This is a genomic window from Alcaligenes sp. NLF5-7 (genome assembly GCF_024266725.1).
Taxonomy (GTDB): Bacteria; Pseudomonadota; Gammaproteobacteria; order Burkholderiales; family Burkholderiaceae_B; genus Alcaligenes; species Alcaligenes phenolicus.
In genome coordinates this window covers 775,869-791,741 of the sequence record NZ_CP100755.1, presented here as the reverse complement: position 1 = coordinate 791,741, position 15,873 = coordinate 775,869, and the positions used below count along the sequence as shown (strand labels likewise).

Sequence of the window (15,873 nt, the reverse complement as noted above, 5' to 3'; positions counted from 1 at the left end):
CCGCAGGCGCCGGGATTGTCGTCCCGCCTGCATCCATAGTCAGCGGGATGTTTTCGTTTTAAGGATGAAATCGTGCAAGAGCCCTTACATCAATCCAGCCTGAGCTCCCTGCCGCTACTCGCGCGCGGCAAAGTTCGGGACATGTATGCGGTGGGTGAGGACAAGTTGTTGATTGTGGCCAGTGATCGCATTTCGGCATTCGATGTGATTCTGGACGACCCCATTCCCGGCAAGGGCGCTGTCTTGACGCAGATGACCGAGTTCTGGCTGAACAAGCTGGCGCACATCATCCCTAATCACACCACTGGCGTGAACCCGGTTGATGTGGTGGCGCCTGAAGAGCGCGCCCAAGTGGAAGGCCGCTCCATGGTGGTCAAGCGCTTGAAGCCCATCATGGTGGAAGCCGTGGCTCGTGGTTATCTGATCGGTTCGGGCTGGAAAGACTACCAGGCTACCGGCGCGGTATGTGGCATCACCTTGCCGGCTGGTTTGAAGCAAGCGGCCAAGCTGCCCCACGTGTTGTTTACCCCGGCTGCCAAAGCCGAAATGGGCTCGCACGACGAGAACGTGGATTTCGCCCACGTGGTCAAGGAAGTGGGTCAGGAACTGGCCGAGCAGATCCGTGACGTCACCTTGCGTCTGTACACCGAAGCTGCCGACTACGCGGCCAGCCGTGGCATTCTGATTGCCGATACCAAATTTGAATTTGGCCTGGACGATCAAGGCCAGCTGCATTTGATGGACGAAGTGCTGACCCCGGACTCCTCGCGTTTCTGGCCAGCCGACAGCTATGCCGAAGGCATCAGCCCACCGTCTTACGACAAGCAATTTGTGCGCGATTGGCTGGAAACCCAGGTTTGGGACAAGACGCCACCCGCTCCTCGCTTGCCTGCTGAGGTGGCCGAGCGTACGGCTGACAAATACCGTGAAGCCCTGGAACGCCTGACAGCGTGAACGGTTTACAGCCCGGACAGGCGCTCGCCGTAAACGAGCTGCCTGCTCGTCCTTCGCAGGGTGCCAAGCGGCTGCATGTCCTTGGACAACTTAGCTACAGCGAGCCGGGCTTTTGGGGAGGGCGATGGGCAGAGCAAAGTCTGCCTCGCCGGAAAACCCATCATTGGATGGACCCTGCTGTTTTTCTATTTACCAAGGCGCCTGGCAGCATGGCGCCTTCTTCCTTTTAGGGCGTATCTCTAATGAGCGTACAAACTCCTGCGGTCCCCACAGTGGGCATTGTGATGGGTTCCTCCAGCGACTGGGATGTCATGAGCCAGGCTGTGGCCATTCTGGACGAATTTGGCGTGTCCTATGAGTGCCGTGTGGTCTCTGCCCACCGCATGCCGATTGATATGGTGGACTATGGTGCCCAGGCTCCGGCCCGTGGCCTGAAAGCCATTATTGCCGGTGCAGGCGGCGCGGCTCACTTGCCCGGCATGCTGGCTGCCCTGACGCACTTGCCCGTGTTTGGCGTACCTGTACCTTCGCGCTACCTGCGCGGTGAAGATTCCCTGCTGTCGATTGTGCAAATGCCCAAGGGCGTGCCGGTTGCCACCTTCGCCATTGGCGAGGCTGGTGCTGCCAATGCCGCGCTGCACGTGATTGCCAATCTGGCGGTCAACGATGCTGTGCTGACTGAAAAACTGATTGCGTACCGTGCCCGCCAGACCGAGGCCGCCCGAGCTATGCGTGTTCCTCCTGCTACTGCCTGATTTTATTTTGTGATGATGACCCCCATGACTGATGTTGCCCTTCTGGTCCCTGGCTCCTGGCTGGGCATGATTGGAGGCGGCCAACTGGGCCGCATGTTCTGCCATAGCGCCCAAAGCCTGGGCTACAAGGTGGCCGTGCTGGACCCGGACACCCTTAGCCCTGCAGGCGCAGTGGCGGATCTGCATATCTGTGCGGCCTACGATGACGCACAAGCGCTTTCCCGTCTGGGGGACTTGTGCCAAGCCGTCAGTACCGAGTTCGAGAACGTCCCGGCGCAGTCCTTGCTGACCTTGGCCCAGCACACACGAGTCACACCGTCTGGTGATGCCGTAGGCATTGTGCAGGATCGTATTCGTGAAAAAGCCTTTATCTCGCAGGCGGGTGTGCCGGTGGCTCCTTATGCGGCCATCGAAAGTCTGGACGATTTGCAGGCTGCTGACAGCGCCTTGTTTCCCGGTATCTTGAAGACGGCACGCTTTGGTTACGACGGCAAGGGCCAGGCTCGTGTAGCAGACCGTGAACAGGCTCTGGCTGCTTTCAAGGAGTTCGGTTCTCAGGCCTGTGTGCTGGAAGCCCTGCAACCCTTGAAGTCCGAAATTTCGGTTGTCCTGGCTCGTGGCCTGGACGATCAGGTCAAAACCTTCCCATGTGCCCGTAATGAGCACCGTGATGGCATTTTGGCCGTGTCCACCATCAGCGCCCAGTTTCAGGATGATGCCTTGTCCGAGCAGGCCCGTCAGGCGGCTGCCGCTATCGCCCGTACGCTGGACTACGTGGGTGTCTTGTGTGTGGAGTTCTTCATTCTGGAAGACGGCCGTTTGCTGGCCAATGAAGTGGCTCCCCGTCCGCACAATAGCGGTCACTACACCATGAATGCTTGCGTCACCAGCCAGTTCGAACAGCAGGCTCGTGTGATGGCGGCTTTGCCCCTGGGTGACACCGGCGCTTTGTGTCCTTCCATGATGCTCAACATCCTGGGCGATATCTGGTTTGATGAACAGGGCCAGATGCGTGAGCCGGATTGGGCTGCCTTGCTGGCTGTGCCTGGCGTGTCCTTGCACCTGTACGGCAAGGCCGAGGCCCGTGTTGGCCGCAAGATGGGTCACGTCAATATTGTGGGCGAGTCGGATCAGCAAGTGCGTGAACGCACTGCCCGAGCCGCCGCTGCCTTGCGTATCGCGTTTGATCATGAGTGATTCCACCCGTAGCCCTTCCGAGCAGCAGATAGAGCAAGCCGCCCGTGTGCTGGCACAAGGGGGGCTGGTGGCCTTTCCAACCGAGACGGTCTATGGTCTGGGCGCGGATGCAGAAAACCCGGCTGCAGTGCAACTGATTTACAAGGCCAAGGGCCGCCCTGCGAATCATCCCTTGATTGTGCACGTGGCCCCGGGTGCCGACCTGCGTTACTGGGTGACGGATATTCCGCCCGTGGCGCAGCAATTGATGGATGCCTTCTGGCCCGGTCCCTTGACGCTGATCTTGCCGCGCAATCCGGCTATTCCGGATACGGTCAGTGGCGGACAAAGCAGCATTGGTATTCGTTGTCCTTCCCATCCGGTGGCTCAAGCCTTGCTCAAGCGCATGGCGGAACTCAAGCCCAGCGGTCAGGCGGGTGTGGCGGCGCCTTCGGCCAACAAGTTTGGTCAGGTATCGCCTACGGCCGCCAAGCATGTGCGCGATGAATTTGCGGACATGAGTGCAGAGGAACTGCTGATTGTGGAGGCGGGCCCGTCGGAAGTGGGTATAGAGTCCACCATTGTGGACGCCTCGCGTACCCATCAAGGCGTGGGTGCGGTGCTGTTGCGGCCCGGCCATATCACGGCAGCCATGATTGCCGAGGTCATCGGCTACGAACCCGCCAGTCCGGATCAACAAGCCCCGCAAGTGTCGGGCAGCTTGAAAGCGCACTATGCGCCGCGTACCCCTTTATCTTTGTTTGATGAAGACAGCGCGGCTGCGGTGCAGGCTGCTTTGAGCCAGGGGGGCAAGCAGGCCATTGTCGCTTTTGCCTCCTTGCCGCCATTTTCGGCGGAGGTGCACGACTGGTATGTGTGCAGCCCGGATGCGCAGCTTTATGCCCAGGACTTGTACGCTATGTTGCGTCGTCTGGACCAAGGCCAGTATCAGCATATTTGGGTGCAGCGTTGCCCGGATACGCCGGACTGGCAGGCGGTCAATGACCGCCTGGGCCGAGCAGCAGCAGCCTTTGAATAAGTCTGCTGTTTAGTAGTGCGTGTGTGCTTTAAGGGCTGAGCTTAGGGACTGAGTGAGTTCGCTACTTAGCGGGCTGTTCGTTTCAGAAAGTCCACAATCGCCTGGTTCACCTGCGCTTCCTTATCCCGGTAGGGCAGGTGACCGCATTGCTCCAGTTCCAGCAGCTCGGTGTGGGGCACCAGCTCCTTGATGCGGCGAATCTGTTCCAGCGTGCCGTATTCATCATCCACGCCCTGAATCGCCAGAATCGGGCAGGTGATACGGCTGACCTCTTGTTCAATATTCCAGTCGCGGAATCGGGGATCGGTCCAGGTGGCGTTCCAGCCCCAGAAAGCGGATTCCACATCATCGTGATAGCGGCCCAGACGTTCGCGTAAAAAGCCTTGCTCGTAGGCTTCGCGGGCAACCAGAATGCCGCGCAGGGAAATGTCTTCCACGAACAGGTGCGGGGCCATCACTACAATGCCTTGCAGCTTGTCGCTAAAGCCACTGGCCGCCAGCAGGGCAATCGAGCCACCATCGCTGTGGCCGACCAGTACAATCGGGCGCTTCTTGCCGTCTTCGCCCAGTTGCTCCAGCAGTTGAGGCAGCACGTCCAGCGACTGCTCATGCAGGTAGTCGGGCTCTTTGGGGCGATTGTCCGGGCGAGGGGTGCTGCGGCCATAGCCATAGCGGGAATACATCAGGCCGCTACAGCCGGTTTGTTCGCACAGTTGTGCCGGCCAGTCTTTCCACATGGCAATCGAGCCCAGACCTTCGTGCAGGAACACCAGCAAAGGGGCGGTTTCCCGTTCGGGGGCAATGCGTTGATATTCCAGCTGGATGGCTTGTGAGCCCTGAGTCAGGCTCGCAAATTGCAAAGATGAATCGAGTGTTGTCATAGCCTTGGTTGTGCATAGCCCCGAACAAACCGGGCGCTCAGGTAATTAGTAATCAGGAAACTCTCTTTATGCCATAGATTGGTATAAGACGCACAGGCTGGCTTCTCCTGATACCGGATGTGGACAGTTTGCTGCGGTTTGTGGCGCAGTAGGGGCAGGGGCTGCAAATTCTGGCAGAGATGGTAGAGTGGCGCTCTCGATCTTTTTTGCCGCCGGGCCGTCCCAAGGTGAAAGCTCCCCCTTGGGGCAGCAAGCCGAAGGCGCAGCGTGGGGGCTTTTTTCGTTGTACAACAACATGAAATTTGCTGAATTTGAAGTGGGTATGGTCATCAAGCACCCACTTGTCCCTGTGACTCGCGAAGAAATGCTGGAATTTGCCCAGAAATACGATCCGCAGTCCTTTCATATTGACGACAAGCAGGCCGAAGAAGGCCATTGGGGCGGTTTGATCGCCAGCGGTTGGCTCACTTGTGGCAAAACCATGCGCATGGCCGTGGATTCTGCCTTGCACGATTCCGAGTCCTTTGGTTCGCCCGGTCTGGAGCGTCTGCGCTGGGTCTTGCCTGTGCGAGCCGGTGATTCAATCCGTCTGGAGGCCACGGTGGTGTCCAAGCGTGTGTCCAGCAGCCGTTCAGATCTGGGCATCATTCGCTGGAATTGGAATGTGTTCAATCAGCGTGATGAGCTGGTGCTGGAAATGGAAGCGACCAGCATGTTTGAGTTGAAGTCCTAACAAGAATAAAAAGACCCCCACCGCATAGTTTTGGTTTACCAACTTTCCAGCGGCCACTTTGTTCTTGAGACGGCCCTGCGACTGGAAAGAGCCTTCATTCCAGACCTTTTGCCCGCTGCTTATGAAGGGATGCTGTTTACCTCGAGTCTTTCGGTAGTAATAACCGCAAATGCAGACGGGAGAGAAATCCCCTTACAGCATGTAATTCACCAGTTTGTTCGGGTTGAACCGGACAAGGGCAAAGCCTTTGGCTTTGCCCTGTTTGGTTTGCTTTAGAAGAAAGCCTGAATCCCGGTTTGTGCGCGTCCCAGAATCAGGGCATGTACGTCGTGGGTGCCTTCGTAAGTGTTCACCACTTCCAGATTGACCAGGTGGCGGGCAATACCGAACTCGTCAGAAATACCATTGCCGCCCAGCATGTCGCGTGCCAGTCGGGCAATATCCAGTGCCTTGCCGCAGGAGTTGCGCTTCATGATGGAGGTGATTTCGACCGCTGCTGTTCCTTCGTCTTTCATGCGTCCCAGACGCAGGCAGCCTTGCAGCGCCAGTGTAATTTCGGTCTGCATATCAGCCAGTTTTTTCTGGATCAGCTGATTGGCCGCCAAGGGGCGGCCAAACTGCTTGCGGTCCAGGGTGTACTGGCGGGCGGTATGCCAGCAGGATTCGGCGGCGCCCAAGGCACCCCAGGCAATCCCGAAGCGGGCCGAGTTCAGGCAGGTGAAAGGGCCACGCAAACCCGAGACATGGGGCAGCATCTGGCTGTCTGCAATTTCCACATCGGCCATGACGATTTCGCCGGTCAGGGAAGCGCGCAAGCCTACTTTGCCGTGAATGGCCGGGGTGGACAGACCTTTCATGCCTTTTTCCAGAATGAAGCCGCGGATCTTGCCGTCGTCGTCACCGCCCACGACTTTAGCCCAGACCACCAGCACATCAGCAATGGGGGAGTTGGTAATCCAGGTCTTGTTGCCGCTCAGACGATAGCCACCGTCCACTTTTACGGCGCGGCTTTCCATGGCACCGGGGTCTGAGCCATGATTGGGTTCAGTCAGGCCAAAGCAGCCAATCCATTGGCCGCTGGCCAGCTTGGGTAGATATTTCTGTTTTTGTTCTTCGCTGCCAAATTCAAAAATCGGCACCATGACCAGAGAGGATTGCACGCTCATCATGGAGCGGTAGCCTGAATCCACACGCTCCACTTCGCGGGCGATCAAACCATAGCTGACGTAGTTCAGACCAGCGCCGCCATAGGCTTCGGGAATGGTGGCCCCCAACAGGCCCAGCGAGCCCATCTCGGCAAAGATGGCGGGGTCAGTCTGTTCGTGGCGAAAGGCCTCCAGTACGCGTGGCAGCAGCTTTTCCTGTGCATAGGCGTGGGCGGCATCGCGCACCATGCGCTCTTCATCGCTCAACTGCTGATTCAACAGCAGGGGGTCGTCCCAATGGAAAGAGGGATTGGCAGACATAGAGGTACTCCGGGAAGATCAAAGAGGGTCAGTCAGGTGGAGCCTGGATGGGCGCCATCAGTCTGGAAAATAGAAAAGAGCTGCTTAAGTATCGCTGACAGTCGCCACTATGAGCAGCAAGCGCATCATCAGGTGGCTGTGAATCAGCGAGATCAATATAAAGTCTCAGCATAGTGTGCATAAAGCGCACAAGGCAATTGATAAAATTGCACAATGTCGTGTTCTGGCGTAACGATCCGGTCCTGCACTGAATGAGGAGGGCGGAGGCGGCATGATTAAGAGGAAGACCTATGAGACAAGGCGTACCCAGTTTGGGCGCATTACAGGCCTTTGAGGCCACGGCCCGTTTGGGGACTTTTTCCCGTGCGGCCGAGGAATTGTCCTTGACGCATAGCGCGGTGTACCGGCAGGTAAGCGGCCTAGAGCAGCGGCTGGGTGTGACCTTGCTGACACGGGTGCGGCGGCGTCTGGTGTTGACTCCGGCAGGGCGCGATTATGCTGCTCGCATCCGTCACCATCTGGAGCAAATCGGCAAGGATACTTTCAGCCTGATTGCACGCGCCGGTGTGGGCCGCAGCATCCATCTGGCCGTGTTGCCTACCTTGTCGACCGTGTGGTTGATGCCGCGTCTGGCCCGTTTCTCCCAGCGCTATCCGGATATCACCGTCAGCCTGTCCGTGCGTACCACTCCGTTTCAGTTTGGCGACCACCCCTTTGATGCTGCCATTTATCATGGACGGCAGTTGTGGCCGCAAACTGAAGGGATCAAGCTGTTTGACGAAGGCGAACTGGTGCCGGTCTGCTCGCCCAAGCTGGCCGCCAGTGGCGATTGGCAAAAGCTGGTTCACCTGCATATGTCCACTCGCCCCGATAGCTGGTCGGACTGGTATCGATCTGCCGGTCTGGAGCCTGATTTGCGTGTCAGTTCCGGCCCGCGTTACGAGCTTTTCAGCCTGGTGATGTCGGCATTGCATGCCGACATGGGCGTGGCCTTGATGCCGCGTTTTCTGGTGCAACAGGCGCTGGAGCAGGGCGAGCTGATCATGCCGCTGGATCATGCCATGCCTGTCAGTGAGGCCTATTTTTTTAGTTATCCTACGGCCAATGAGCCCAGCGAAGCGGTGCTTTTGCTGGAACAATGGCTGCTTGAGTACCAAAAGGAGAACACATGAGATTGCACTGGAAACCGGCTCTGTTGTCGGCTGCCTTGACCTTGGCTCTGGCGCTACCTGCGCATGCTGGGGAAGCAGCCAGCCAGCATTTGAACCCGGAAACCGCCAGCAGTGTCATGCAGCGTGACAAGCTTGTCACCCAGAAAAGCATGGTGGTGACGGCACATCCTTTGGCGACACAAGCGGGTTTGCGCATCCTGGATCAGGGAGGCAGTGCGGTGGATGCAGCCATTGCGGCTCAGTTGGTTCTGGGGCTGGTGGAACCACAGTCTTCCGGCATTGGCGGTGGCGGCTTCTTGCTGATGTTCCAGCCCAAGACCGGCCTGATGAGCTATGACGGACGGGAAACGGTGCCCGCAGCCAGCAGTCTGGATCGCTTCGAGCTGGACGGTAAAACCATGTCCTTCAAGCAGGCGGTCAATAGTGGTCGTTCGGTAGGCGTGCCGGGTTTGCTGCGTGCCCTGGAGTTGATGCATAAAGACGGTGGCGTGCTGCCGTGGGCGAATTTGTTTGACCCGGCGATTGAGCTTGCCGAGGTCGGTTTTGAGGTCAGCCCACGCTTGAATACCTTGATTGCCGATAATCCTGAACTGGCTGACAAGGCGGCTACACGTGCCTATTTTCTGGACGAGCAAGGCAAGCCCTGGCCAGTTGGTCATCGTTTGCAGAACAAGGAATACGCGCAGGTGCTGCGCTTGTTGGCCAGGCAGGGTGCACAGGCTTTTTATCAAGGTGAACTTGCCCAGGATATGGTGGCTGCCGTCGCTGCCGATCCCATTGCGGGCGATCTGGCCGTGTCTGACTTGACGCAGTACCGCGCCTTGCGTCGTGAACCCCTCTGTATGGACTGGCAGCAAGTGGCCCTCTGTGGCATGGCACCGCCCAGTTCCGGGGCTATCAGTGTGATGCAGATGCTGGGTATCTTGCAGCACACGCCCATTGCTGCAGCGAAGCCGCAATCTGTGGAAGCGATTCACTATTTCTCTGAAGCGGGGCGTTTGGCCTTCGCGGATCGGGATGCCTGGGTGGCCGATCCGGCATTTGTGTCTGTCCCTCAGCAGGCTTTGCTGGCTACGGAGTATCTGAAATCCCGCGCTGCCTTGATTCAGCCAGACCGATCCATGGGACACGCTCAACCGGGTAAGCCCTTGGCCGACTCACAAGCTGCCAGCGACAACACGCCCGAGCTGCCTTCCACGACGCATTTGTCCGTGGCGGATGCCAAGGGGCAAGTGGTGTCCATGACCACTTCGGTCGAGTCAGCTTTTGGTAGCAAGATCATGGTGCATGGTTTCTTGATGAACAATCAGCTGACTGACTTTGCCTTGAGCCCCAAAGACGAAATGGGACGCCTGTCCGTGAATCGGGTGGAACCCGGCAAGCGTCCACGTAGTTCCATGGCACCGATGATGGTGATGCAGGATGGCCGTCCTGTCATTGCCCTGGGCTCACCCGGTGGCAGTGCCATTATTCCTTATGTGGCTCAAGCCCTGACCGGCATGTTGATGTGGAATCTGGATGCTCAACAGGCAGTCAGCCTGCCCCATTACGGCAGCCGCAATTGGGCGACAGAGCTGGAGGCTGGGACCGCTGTGACGGAACAGGCGCAGGCTTTGAGGGCAATGGGGCACGAGGTGCGTGAGCAGCCTTTTCCTAGCGGTACGCATGTGATTCGCTGGACTCAGGATGGACTGGAGGCCGGGGTAGACCCCCGGCGTGAAGGTTTGGCGTTAGGGCAATAAGCAGAGCTTGTAGCCGTGTACCCGAGGTAAACATGGGTCTTGCCGACGAGACATGCTGTAAGCGTATGGTGGACTTGGGGAAGCAGCCAGTATGCGGGAGAGGCTGTTGGCGATTTGAAGCAGATACTCGTCAGAGATTGGTAGAGACAGCAGTCGATCGTTGCCTGAGGCTGGTAGAGCTGATTGCCAAGTAGCTAGCAGGCTCAAATCGTCTGGCATTTTGAAAAATGGGAGACCATTAAAAAGCCCTCAATGCGTGGATCTGTATCCACAGCATTGAGGGCTTTTTTAGGCTTAAGGTAGGCCTGATCTCGCTGCTTAGCGGAATACCACCGTGCGCTGATCGTTCAGCAAGATACGGTGCTCCACGTGGGCGCGCACGGCACGGGCCAGAACCAGAGACTCCACATCGCTACCGATCTGGGTCAGTTCGGCTGGGCTGACCGAGTGGGTCACGTGTTCCACGTCCTGCTCGATGATCGGGCCTTCGTCCAGGTCAGCTGTTACGTAGTGGGCGGTAGCACCAATAATCTTCACCCCGCGAGCATGTGCCTGATGGTAGGGGCGTGCGCCCTTGAAGCTGGGCAGGAAGCTGTGGTGAATATTGATGGCGCGGCCAGACAGGGATTGGCACAGATTGGTGGACAGAATCTGCATGTAGCGGGCCAGCACAACCAGATCAATCTTTAGATCACGAGCCAGGTCGATGATTTGCTGCTCTTGCTCGGGGCGAGTTTCCGGTGTCACGGGCAGGTGATGGAAGGGGATGCCGTAAGAAGAAGCCAGACCGGCATGATCGGTATGGTTGGAGGCCACGGCAGCAATTTCCACCGGCAGTTGGCCGCTGTGGGCGCGGAACAGCAGATCGTTCAGGCAGTGGCCTTGGCGGCTGACCAGGATCAGCAGGCGGGCTTTGCGCTGGGCGTCATAAATATTGGCGTCCATGCTGAATTTTTCAGCAATGGGGGCGAAGCTGGTTTGCAGTGCGTTGACGTCCTGCTTTTCGGGCAGGGAAAACTGGATGCGCAGGAAAAAGCGGTTGGTGGCGGCGTCGCCGAACTGCTGTGCCTCAAGAATGTTGCCGTTCTGCTCAAGCAGCCAGCCCGATACGCTGTGGACAATGCCGGTACGATCCGGGCAGGATAGGGTCAAGATGTAATCGTTCATCGACAGTATTGTAAAGATTTCAGAAAAATTTTTAAGCTGCCTGGGCCAGGGTTTCTTGGCTGTGTTGTGCAATCGCTAAACACGCGGTCAGGCCGGGGGATTCGATGCCGAACAGATTCAGCAGTCCGGGTATGCCGTGCTCGGCGGGACCTGAAAAGACGAAGTCGGCTGCCGCATGACCTGCGGGCACAATTTTAGGCCGGATACCGCTATAGGCGGGGTTCAGGCTGTTATCGGGCAAAGCGGGCCAGTATTCACGCACAGCGGCGTAAAAAGATTGGCCTCGTTGCGGGTCCATATCGTAGTTCTCGTCCTGTACCCATTCGGTGTCCGGGCCAAAGCGGGCCTGACCGGCCAGATCCAGCGTCAGATGCACACCCAGCCCGGCTTTATTGGGCATGGGGTAGATCAGGTGCTTGAAGGGCGAGCGACCCGCCAAAGAGAAATAGCTGCCTTTGCACAGATAGGCATTCGGGATATGGCTGGCATCCAGCCCCTCGATCTGGCGTGCGGCGGCGACCGCGCCCAAACCAGCCGCATTGATCAGATGGGTGCTTGTCAGGCTGAACGCTTCTGCGCCACCCACATGCACTTCGAAACCTTGTCCGGGCAGGACTCGCGCACTGACAAAAGGCGTATTGAAGACCAGTTGGGCACCGTGGTTTTCTGCATCGCCTTGCAGGGCCAGCATCAAGGCATGGGTATCTACAATGCCGGTGGAAGGAGAGAGCAGGGCGGCGCTGCAATTCAAGGCCGGCTCCAGAGCATGGGCCTGGGCGGCATCCAGCCACTGCAAATCGTCCACGCCACAAGCGCGCGCCTGGGCCTGCAGCTTGAGCAGATCGGCTTCCTGTCCGGGCGTGGTCGCCACAATCAGCTTGCCGCAACGGGCGTGGGCTATATGGTGCTCCTGGCAGTAGTCATACAGCCGGGCCTTGCCTTCTACACACAGGCGAGCCTTCAGGCTGCCCGGCGTGTAGTAAATGCCCGCGTGTATGACCTCTGAATTGCGGGAGCTGACGCCATTGCCAATGCTGGCGGTTTGCTCGATCAGCAGAACCTCCATGCCTTGCTGGGCCATTTTTCGGGCGCAGGCCAAACCTACGACTCCCGCTCCCAGCACTATGCAATCGACATCGTTTGCCATGAATCAGGACCTTATTGGCGCGTTGGAGCAAAAGGCGTAGTGTACTCCCGCCATGCTGTCGGCGTCAGGGCTGCGTTGCAACACCCCGTCACGCCAGGGAGGGAGTCAGGTCAAAGTCGCCCGCATGGTAGATCAGGGGCTGATGGGCGCTACGTTCGCAGTGGGTGACTTCACCGATAAAGATCAGGTGATCGCCTGCCTCATGCACGGCATAAGGCTTGCACTCGAACCAGGCACTGCAACGCTCGTCGTCCAGCATGAGCAAGCCGTGCGGGGAACGCTTGATGGGGTGATCGCGAAAACGCTCGGCCTGATCGCCCCAGGCAAAGCGCTTGGCCAGCGATAGCTGGCTGGCTCCCAAAACGTGAATCACGTAGCCCTGGCCGTCCACAAAGTGTGGCAGGGACTGGGAGCGCTTGGCCAGCGACCACAGCACCAGAGGTGGGTCCAGGGAAACAGAGTTAAAGGAGCTGACGGTCAGGCCAATGGCCTGATCCGGGTGGTCTTTGTTGGCACCGGTCACGACCGTCACGCCAGTGGCGAAACGGCCCAGTGCCGAACGGAAGAAGTCGCTATCGAAGGTAGAAGAAAAAACAGTCATTGCATCAATGCTGAGGGCAGGCGTCCCCAAGGGAACGGCTTAAGGAGCCAGTCGGCTCACCTGCCAGTCAGATGTGTCCTTGCGGTCGAACACCAGCCTGTCGTGCAGGCGCGAGGCACGGCCTTGCCAGAATTCGACATGGTCTGGAGTCAGTCGGAAGCCACCCCAGTGTTCAGGGCGGGCGGGATGTTCACCTAAGCTTTCAGTGTACTGCTTGGCACGGGCATCCAGCTCTGCGCGGCTGATGGGCTGGCTTTGCGGCGAGGCCCAGGCACCAATGCGCGAGCCCAGAGGACGGCTGTGAAAGTATTCGTCGGACTCGGCCGCACTGATGCGGCTGATGCGGCCTTCAAAACGCACCTGGCGTTGCATGGAGGCCCAGAAAAAGGACAGGCTGGCCCACGGGTTATGGTCCAGGTCCGTACCCTTGCGAGATTGGTAGTTCGTAAAGAACACCAGGCCTTGTTCGTCGTAACCTTTGAGCAGAACAATGCGCGCCGATGGGCGACCTTCCGGGTTCACGGTGGCCAGCGTCATCGCCGTGGGTTCGACTTCCTTCAGCTCAATCGCCTGATCCAGCCAGCGTTGAAATTGCTGGCTAGGATCGGCACAGAGTTCGTTTTCGCTCAGGGAAAAGCGTTCGTATTCGTTACGCAAATCGGCAAGGGACATGGGGCGCTCTCAGGCTTGTTGAGGATTAAGCAGTGCAGTCTGGCTCTGTAGTAATTGAACCACTGATTGCAGGCGTTTATCCAGAATTTTAGAGCGTTGCAGCGCCGAGGCGGTTTCCATGACGTATTCGATGCAAGGGCCGTTGGTTCCCTGGGCCGAGTACACCACTTGTCGCAGCTGTTCGTCCGGCATACGGGGGACGTAGGCGTCGGTCTTGCGGTTCATGGTAAAGACCAGGGCACGAATATCGCCCTGGCTGGTGCGGCAGCGCAACCAGCGAGGAATATAGGCACCGCTGGGCATCTCGCGCAGCCATAGGGCGTCAAATACCTTGGGTACGCTTTCGGCGGGAATACGAAAAGCCATGCCCCGGCAAGAACCGCCTACATCCAGCCCGAAAACCAGACCGGGCTGCTCGGGCGTACCGCGGTTGATACGTGACCACAAGCACAGCGCCCGGTGGTAACCGCGCAGCAAGGCTTGGCGCTGCTCGGCAAATTCAAAATCGGGACGCCAGATCAGAGAGCCGTAACCATAGACCCACAGGTCCTGTTTTTCACACCACTGCACCTCTTCCAAGGATTGACGCAAAGAGGCGTTGCGCTCTTCGTCAGTCAGGACACGAAAGCTGCACGGTGTGGGTACGGCGGAAGGCGAGGCGGAAATAGAATCGATGTTCACGGCAAAAAGGGGTGGTAAGCCAAAATCACAGATGCTTGAAACCTATGACAATTGTAGAGCAAGCACAGTCCACTGTAGCGGGCTTTGATGCTGATAACTAAGGAAAAATACTAATTTGCTTATATGAGTGTTGCTATTTGGCAGGGCACAGTCAAGCCACCAGGGCATAAGGCCCGTTTCACAGGCTGGTCAGGGGCAATTAGACGTAGAATTAACGGGTTTGGCCGCATGGGCCGGTGATGGACAGATTGCATGACAGAGCAGCACAACATGGATGCCGAACGCCGTTTCGGCGGTTTGGATCGTTTGTATGGAGCCGGAGCGCGCGAGCGTCTGGCGGCCGCCCATGTGATGGTGGCGGGTATCGGGGGCGTGGGAACCTGGGCGGTGGAAGCGCTGGCCCGTTCTGCTGTGGGCCGGATTACCCTGATTGATCTGGATAATATTGCCGAATCGAATATCAACCGCCAGTTGCCTGCCCTGGACAGCACCTTGGGCATGGCCAAGATTGAAGCCATGGCCCAGCGCATTGCGCAGATCAATCCTCAGTGCCAGCTGCAGCTGATTGAAGATTTTGTCACTGAGGATAATGCGGCCAGCCTGATGGAGCAGCGTCCCGACGTGTTTCTGGATTGCACTGACCAGGCCAGTGCCAAGATTGCTCTGATCTTGCAGGCCAGGCGCTGCAAGGTGCCCCTGCTGAGCTGCGGCGGGGCAGGAGGCAAAACCGACCCGCTGACGTTGCGCCGGGGAGACTTGTCGGTAGCACGCCATGATGCCTTGTTGGGCAAGCTGCGCCAGATCCTGCGCAAGCAGCATGGCTTTGCACGTGGCAGCGATGCTCAGGGCCGCGCCTTGAAGCGTGTGCCTCGCATGGGAGTGGATTGCCTGTGGTTCGAGCAGGAAACGCGTCTGCCACAGAACTGGACCCAGGCCGAAGACGGTGCGCTGCAAGGACTGGCCTGCGCGGGTTATGGCTCCGGGGTCACTGTGACGGCCAGCATGGGCATGCAGGCCGCCGACTACGCCTTAAACCGGATACTGAACCAGTAAGGCGTCCTGCCAGCCACGCAAGGCATTCGAGACTCGGATTGCCTTGGCGTTCAGTAAATCCTCCAGGGAAATCTCGGTTTCACGAACCAGCTTGCTATTGAGAAGCGCCTGCCGTTGCACGCCGGGCAAGAGCCAGCCTTGGGCGGGCGGTGTCCACCACTGGCCCTGTTCGTCCTGAATATAAATATTGCTGCGGCTGCCTTCACAAACCCGATTCTGTGTATCCAGATAGATCACATCAAAGATTTGGGGATGCTTTTCCAGCAGGGCGCTGGCCTCTTGATACCAGGGGCGATGCGTCGTCTTGTGCGAGAGCAGCGGGTCCTGAGCGGGCAGGGGTGTGCGGGACAGGCATAGCTGTAAGGGGCCTTCCAGTGCTGGCAGTGCGTTCGCCTGTGCCTGGGCGCTGGCGTCGGCACCCCACAAGATACGCAGTCGTAAGGGTGTGTTGACCGGAGCCTGGCCCAGCGCCGTATGCATGGCCTGCAACCAGGTTTGTGCATCCCAGTCGTAGCCCAGTTCCGCGCAGCTGCGTGCCACGCGCTCCAGATGCAGTTCCAGCAGGGGGATCTGGCCGTCTGCATCTACCCGCAAGGTTTCTATCAATTCAGGTTTGCTTTGGCTCATGATGCTG

General features: G+C 58.3%; 16 protein-coding genes. 8 read left to right on the top strand and 8 right to left on the bottom strand.

The features are described 5' to 3' along the window. Positions 1 to 72: 72 nt before the first annotated feature. The 4 genes from MID00_RS03710 to MID00_RS03695 all read left to right on the top strand — a co-directional run bounded on the left by MID00_RS03710 (position 73) and on the right by MID00_RS03695 (position 3,924). The gene (locus tag MID00_RS03710; RefSeq protein ID WP_009455127.1) at positions 73 to 954 is read left to right on the top strand and encodes a phosphoribosylaminoimidazolesuccinocarboxamide synthase; all 882 of its coding nucleotides are present in this window, start codon (positions 73 to 75) and stop codon (positions 952 to 954) included. Between the two features lie 242 nt (positions 955 to 1,196). After that, on the top strand, positions 1,197 to 1,709 hold the full coding sequence (gene purE, locus MID00_RS03705; protein WP_226348940.1) for a 5-(carboxyamino)imidazole ribonucleotide mutase: 513 nt from the start codon (positions 1,197 to 1,199) through the stop codon (positions 1,707 to 1,709). Between the two features lie 24 nt (positions 1,710 to 1,733). Continuing rightward, positions 1,734 to 2,906 carry a 5-(carboxyamino)imidazole ribonucleotide synthase gene (locus MID00_RS03700; protein WP_254499713.1) on the top strand — a complete coding sequence of 391 codons (1,173 nt, stop codon included), beginning with the start codon at positions 1,734 to 1,736 and terminating at the stop codon, positions 2,904 to 2,906. Next, positions 2,899 to 3,924, top strand: a complete 1,026-nt coding sequence (locus MID00_RS03695) for an L-threonylcarbamoyladenylate synthase (RefSeq protein WP_254499712.1) — start codon at positions 2,899 to 2,901, stop codon at positions 3,922 to 3,924. The genes MID00_RS03700 and MID00_RS03695 overlap by 8 nt, the downstream gene beginning before the upstream one ends. A gap of 65 nt (positions 3,925 to 3,989) precedes the next feature. Here MID00_RS03695 and MID00_RS03690 read toward each other — a convergent pair whose 3' ends face one another. Then, entirely contained in the window at positions 3,990 to 4,805 is an 816-nt protein-coding gene (locus MID00_RS03690) for an alpha/beta fold hydrolase (RefSeq protein ID WP_060185596.1), read from the bottom strand. 295 nt (positions 4,806 to 5,100) lie between these two features. Here MID00_RS03690 and MID00_RS03685 point away from each other — a divergent pair, with 295 nt between their 5' ends. Next, entirely contained in the window at positions 5,101 to 5,538 is a 438-nt protein-coding gene (locus MID00_RS03685; protein WP_254499711.1) for a MaoC/PaaZ C-terminal domain-containing protein, read from the top strand. Positions 5,539 to 5,810: 272 nt separating this feature from the next. Here MID00_RS03685 and MID00_RS03680 read toward each other — a convergent pair whose 3' ends face one another. Further along, a complete protein-coding gene (locus tag MID00_RS03680) occupies positions 5,811 to 7,004 on the bottom strand; it encodes an acyl-CoA dehydrogenase (RefSeq protein WP_022983442.1) in 1,194 nt (397 codons plus the stop codon). Between the two features lie 290 nt (positions 7,005 to 7,294). Here MID00_RS03680 and MID00_RS03675 point away from each other — a divergent pair, with 290 nt between their 5' ends. Then, on the top strand, positions 7,295 to 8,176 hold the full coding sequence (locus tag MID00_RS03675; protein ID WP_239055160.1) for a LysR substrate-binding domain-containing protein: 882 nt from the start codon (positions 7,295 to 7,297) through the stop codon (positions 8,174 to 8,176). Further along, positions 8,173 to 9,918 carry a gamma-glutamyltransferase gene (gene ggt, locus MID00_RS03670; protein ID WP_254499710.1) on the top strand — a complete coding sequence of 582 codons (1,746 nt, stop codon included), beginning with the start codon at positions 8,173 to 8,175 and terminating at the stop codon, positions 9,916 to 9,918. Before MID00_RS03675 ends, ggt begins: the two co-directional genes overlap by 4 nt. 318 nt (positions 9,919 to 10,236) lie before the next feature. Here the strand turns inward: ggt and purU are convergent, their stop codons facing one another. The 5 genes from purU to MID00_RS03645 all read right to left on the bottom strand — a co-directional run bounded on the left by purU (position 10,237) and on the right by MID00_RS03645 (position 14,186). Beyond that, entirely contained in the window at positions 10,237 to 11,091 is an 855-nt protein-coding gene (gene purU / locus MID00_RS03665) for a formyltetrahydrofolate deformylase (protein WP_164837966.1), read from the bottom strand. A gap of 25 nt (positions 11,092 to 11,116) precedes the next feature. After that, positions 11,117 to 12,232, bottom strand: coding sequence for an NAD(P)/FAD-dependent oxidoreductase (locus MID00_RS03660; protein WP_254499709.1), 1,116 nt, complete (start codon positions 12,230 to 12,232; stop codon positions 11,117 to 11,119). An 88-nt stretch (positions 12,233 to 12,320) separates the two neighbouring features. After that, positions 12,321 to 12,833 (bottom strand): flavin reductase family protein, encoded by a 513-nt coding sequence (locus MID00_RS03655; RefSeq protein WP_009455106.1) that lies wholly within the window; start codon positions 12,831 to 12,833, stop codon positions 12,321 to 12,323. A 39-nt stretch (positions 12,834 to 12,872) separates the two neighbouring features. Beyond that, on the bottom strand, positions 12,873 to 13,505 hold the full coding sequence (gene pdxH / locus MID00_RS03650) for a pyridoxamine 5'-phosphate oxidase (protein ID WP_009455105.1): 633 nt from the start codon (positions 13,503 to 13,505) through the stop codon (positions 12,873 to 12,875). 9 nt (positions 13,506 to 13,514) lie between these two features. Continuing rightward, on the bottom strand, positions 13,515 to 14,186 hold the full coding sequence (locus MID00_RS03645; protein WP_009455103.1) for a gamma-glutamylcyclotransferase: 672 nt from the start codon (positions 14,184 to 14,186) through the stop codon (positions 13,515 to 13,517). Positions 14,187 to 14,438: 252 nt separating this feature from the next. On the opposite strand from MID00_RS03645, the gene MID00_RS03640 reads away from it, so the two are divergent. Then, positions 14,439 to 15,239, top strand: a complete 801-nt coding sequence (locus tag MID00_RS03640; RefSeq protein WP_035271118.1) for a ThiF family adenylyltransferase — start codon at positions 14,439 to 14,441, stop codon at positions 15,237 to 15,239. Here the strand turns inward: MID00_RS03640 and MID00_RS03635 are convergent. Continuing rightward, positions 15,216 to 15,866, bottom strand: coding sequence for an aminotransferase class IV (locus MID00_RS03635; RefSeq protein WP_009455099.1), 651 nt, complete (start codon positions 15,864 to 15,866; stop codon positions 15,216 to 15,218). The genes MID00_RS03640 and MID00_RS03635 overlap by 24 nt on opposite strands. Between the last annotated feature and the right edge of the window lie 7 nt (positions 15,867 to 15,873).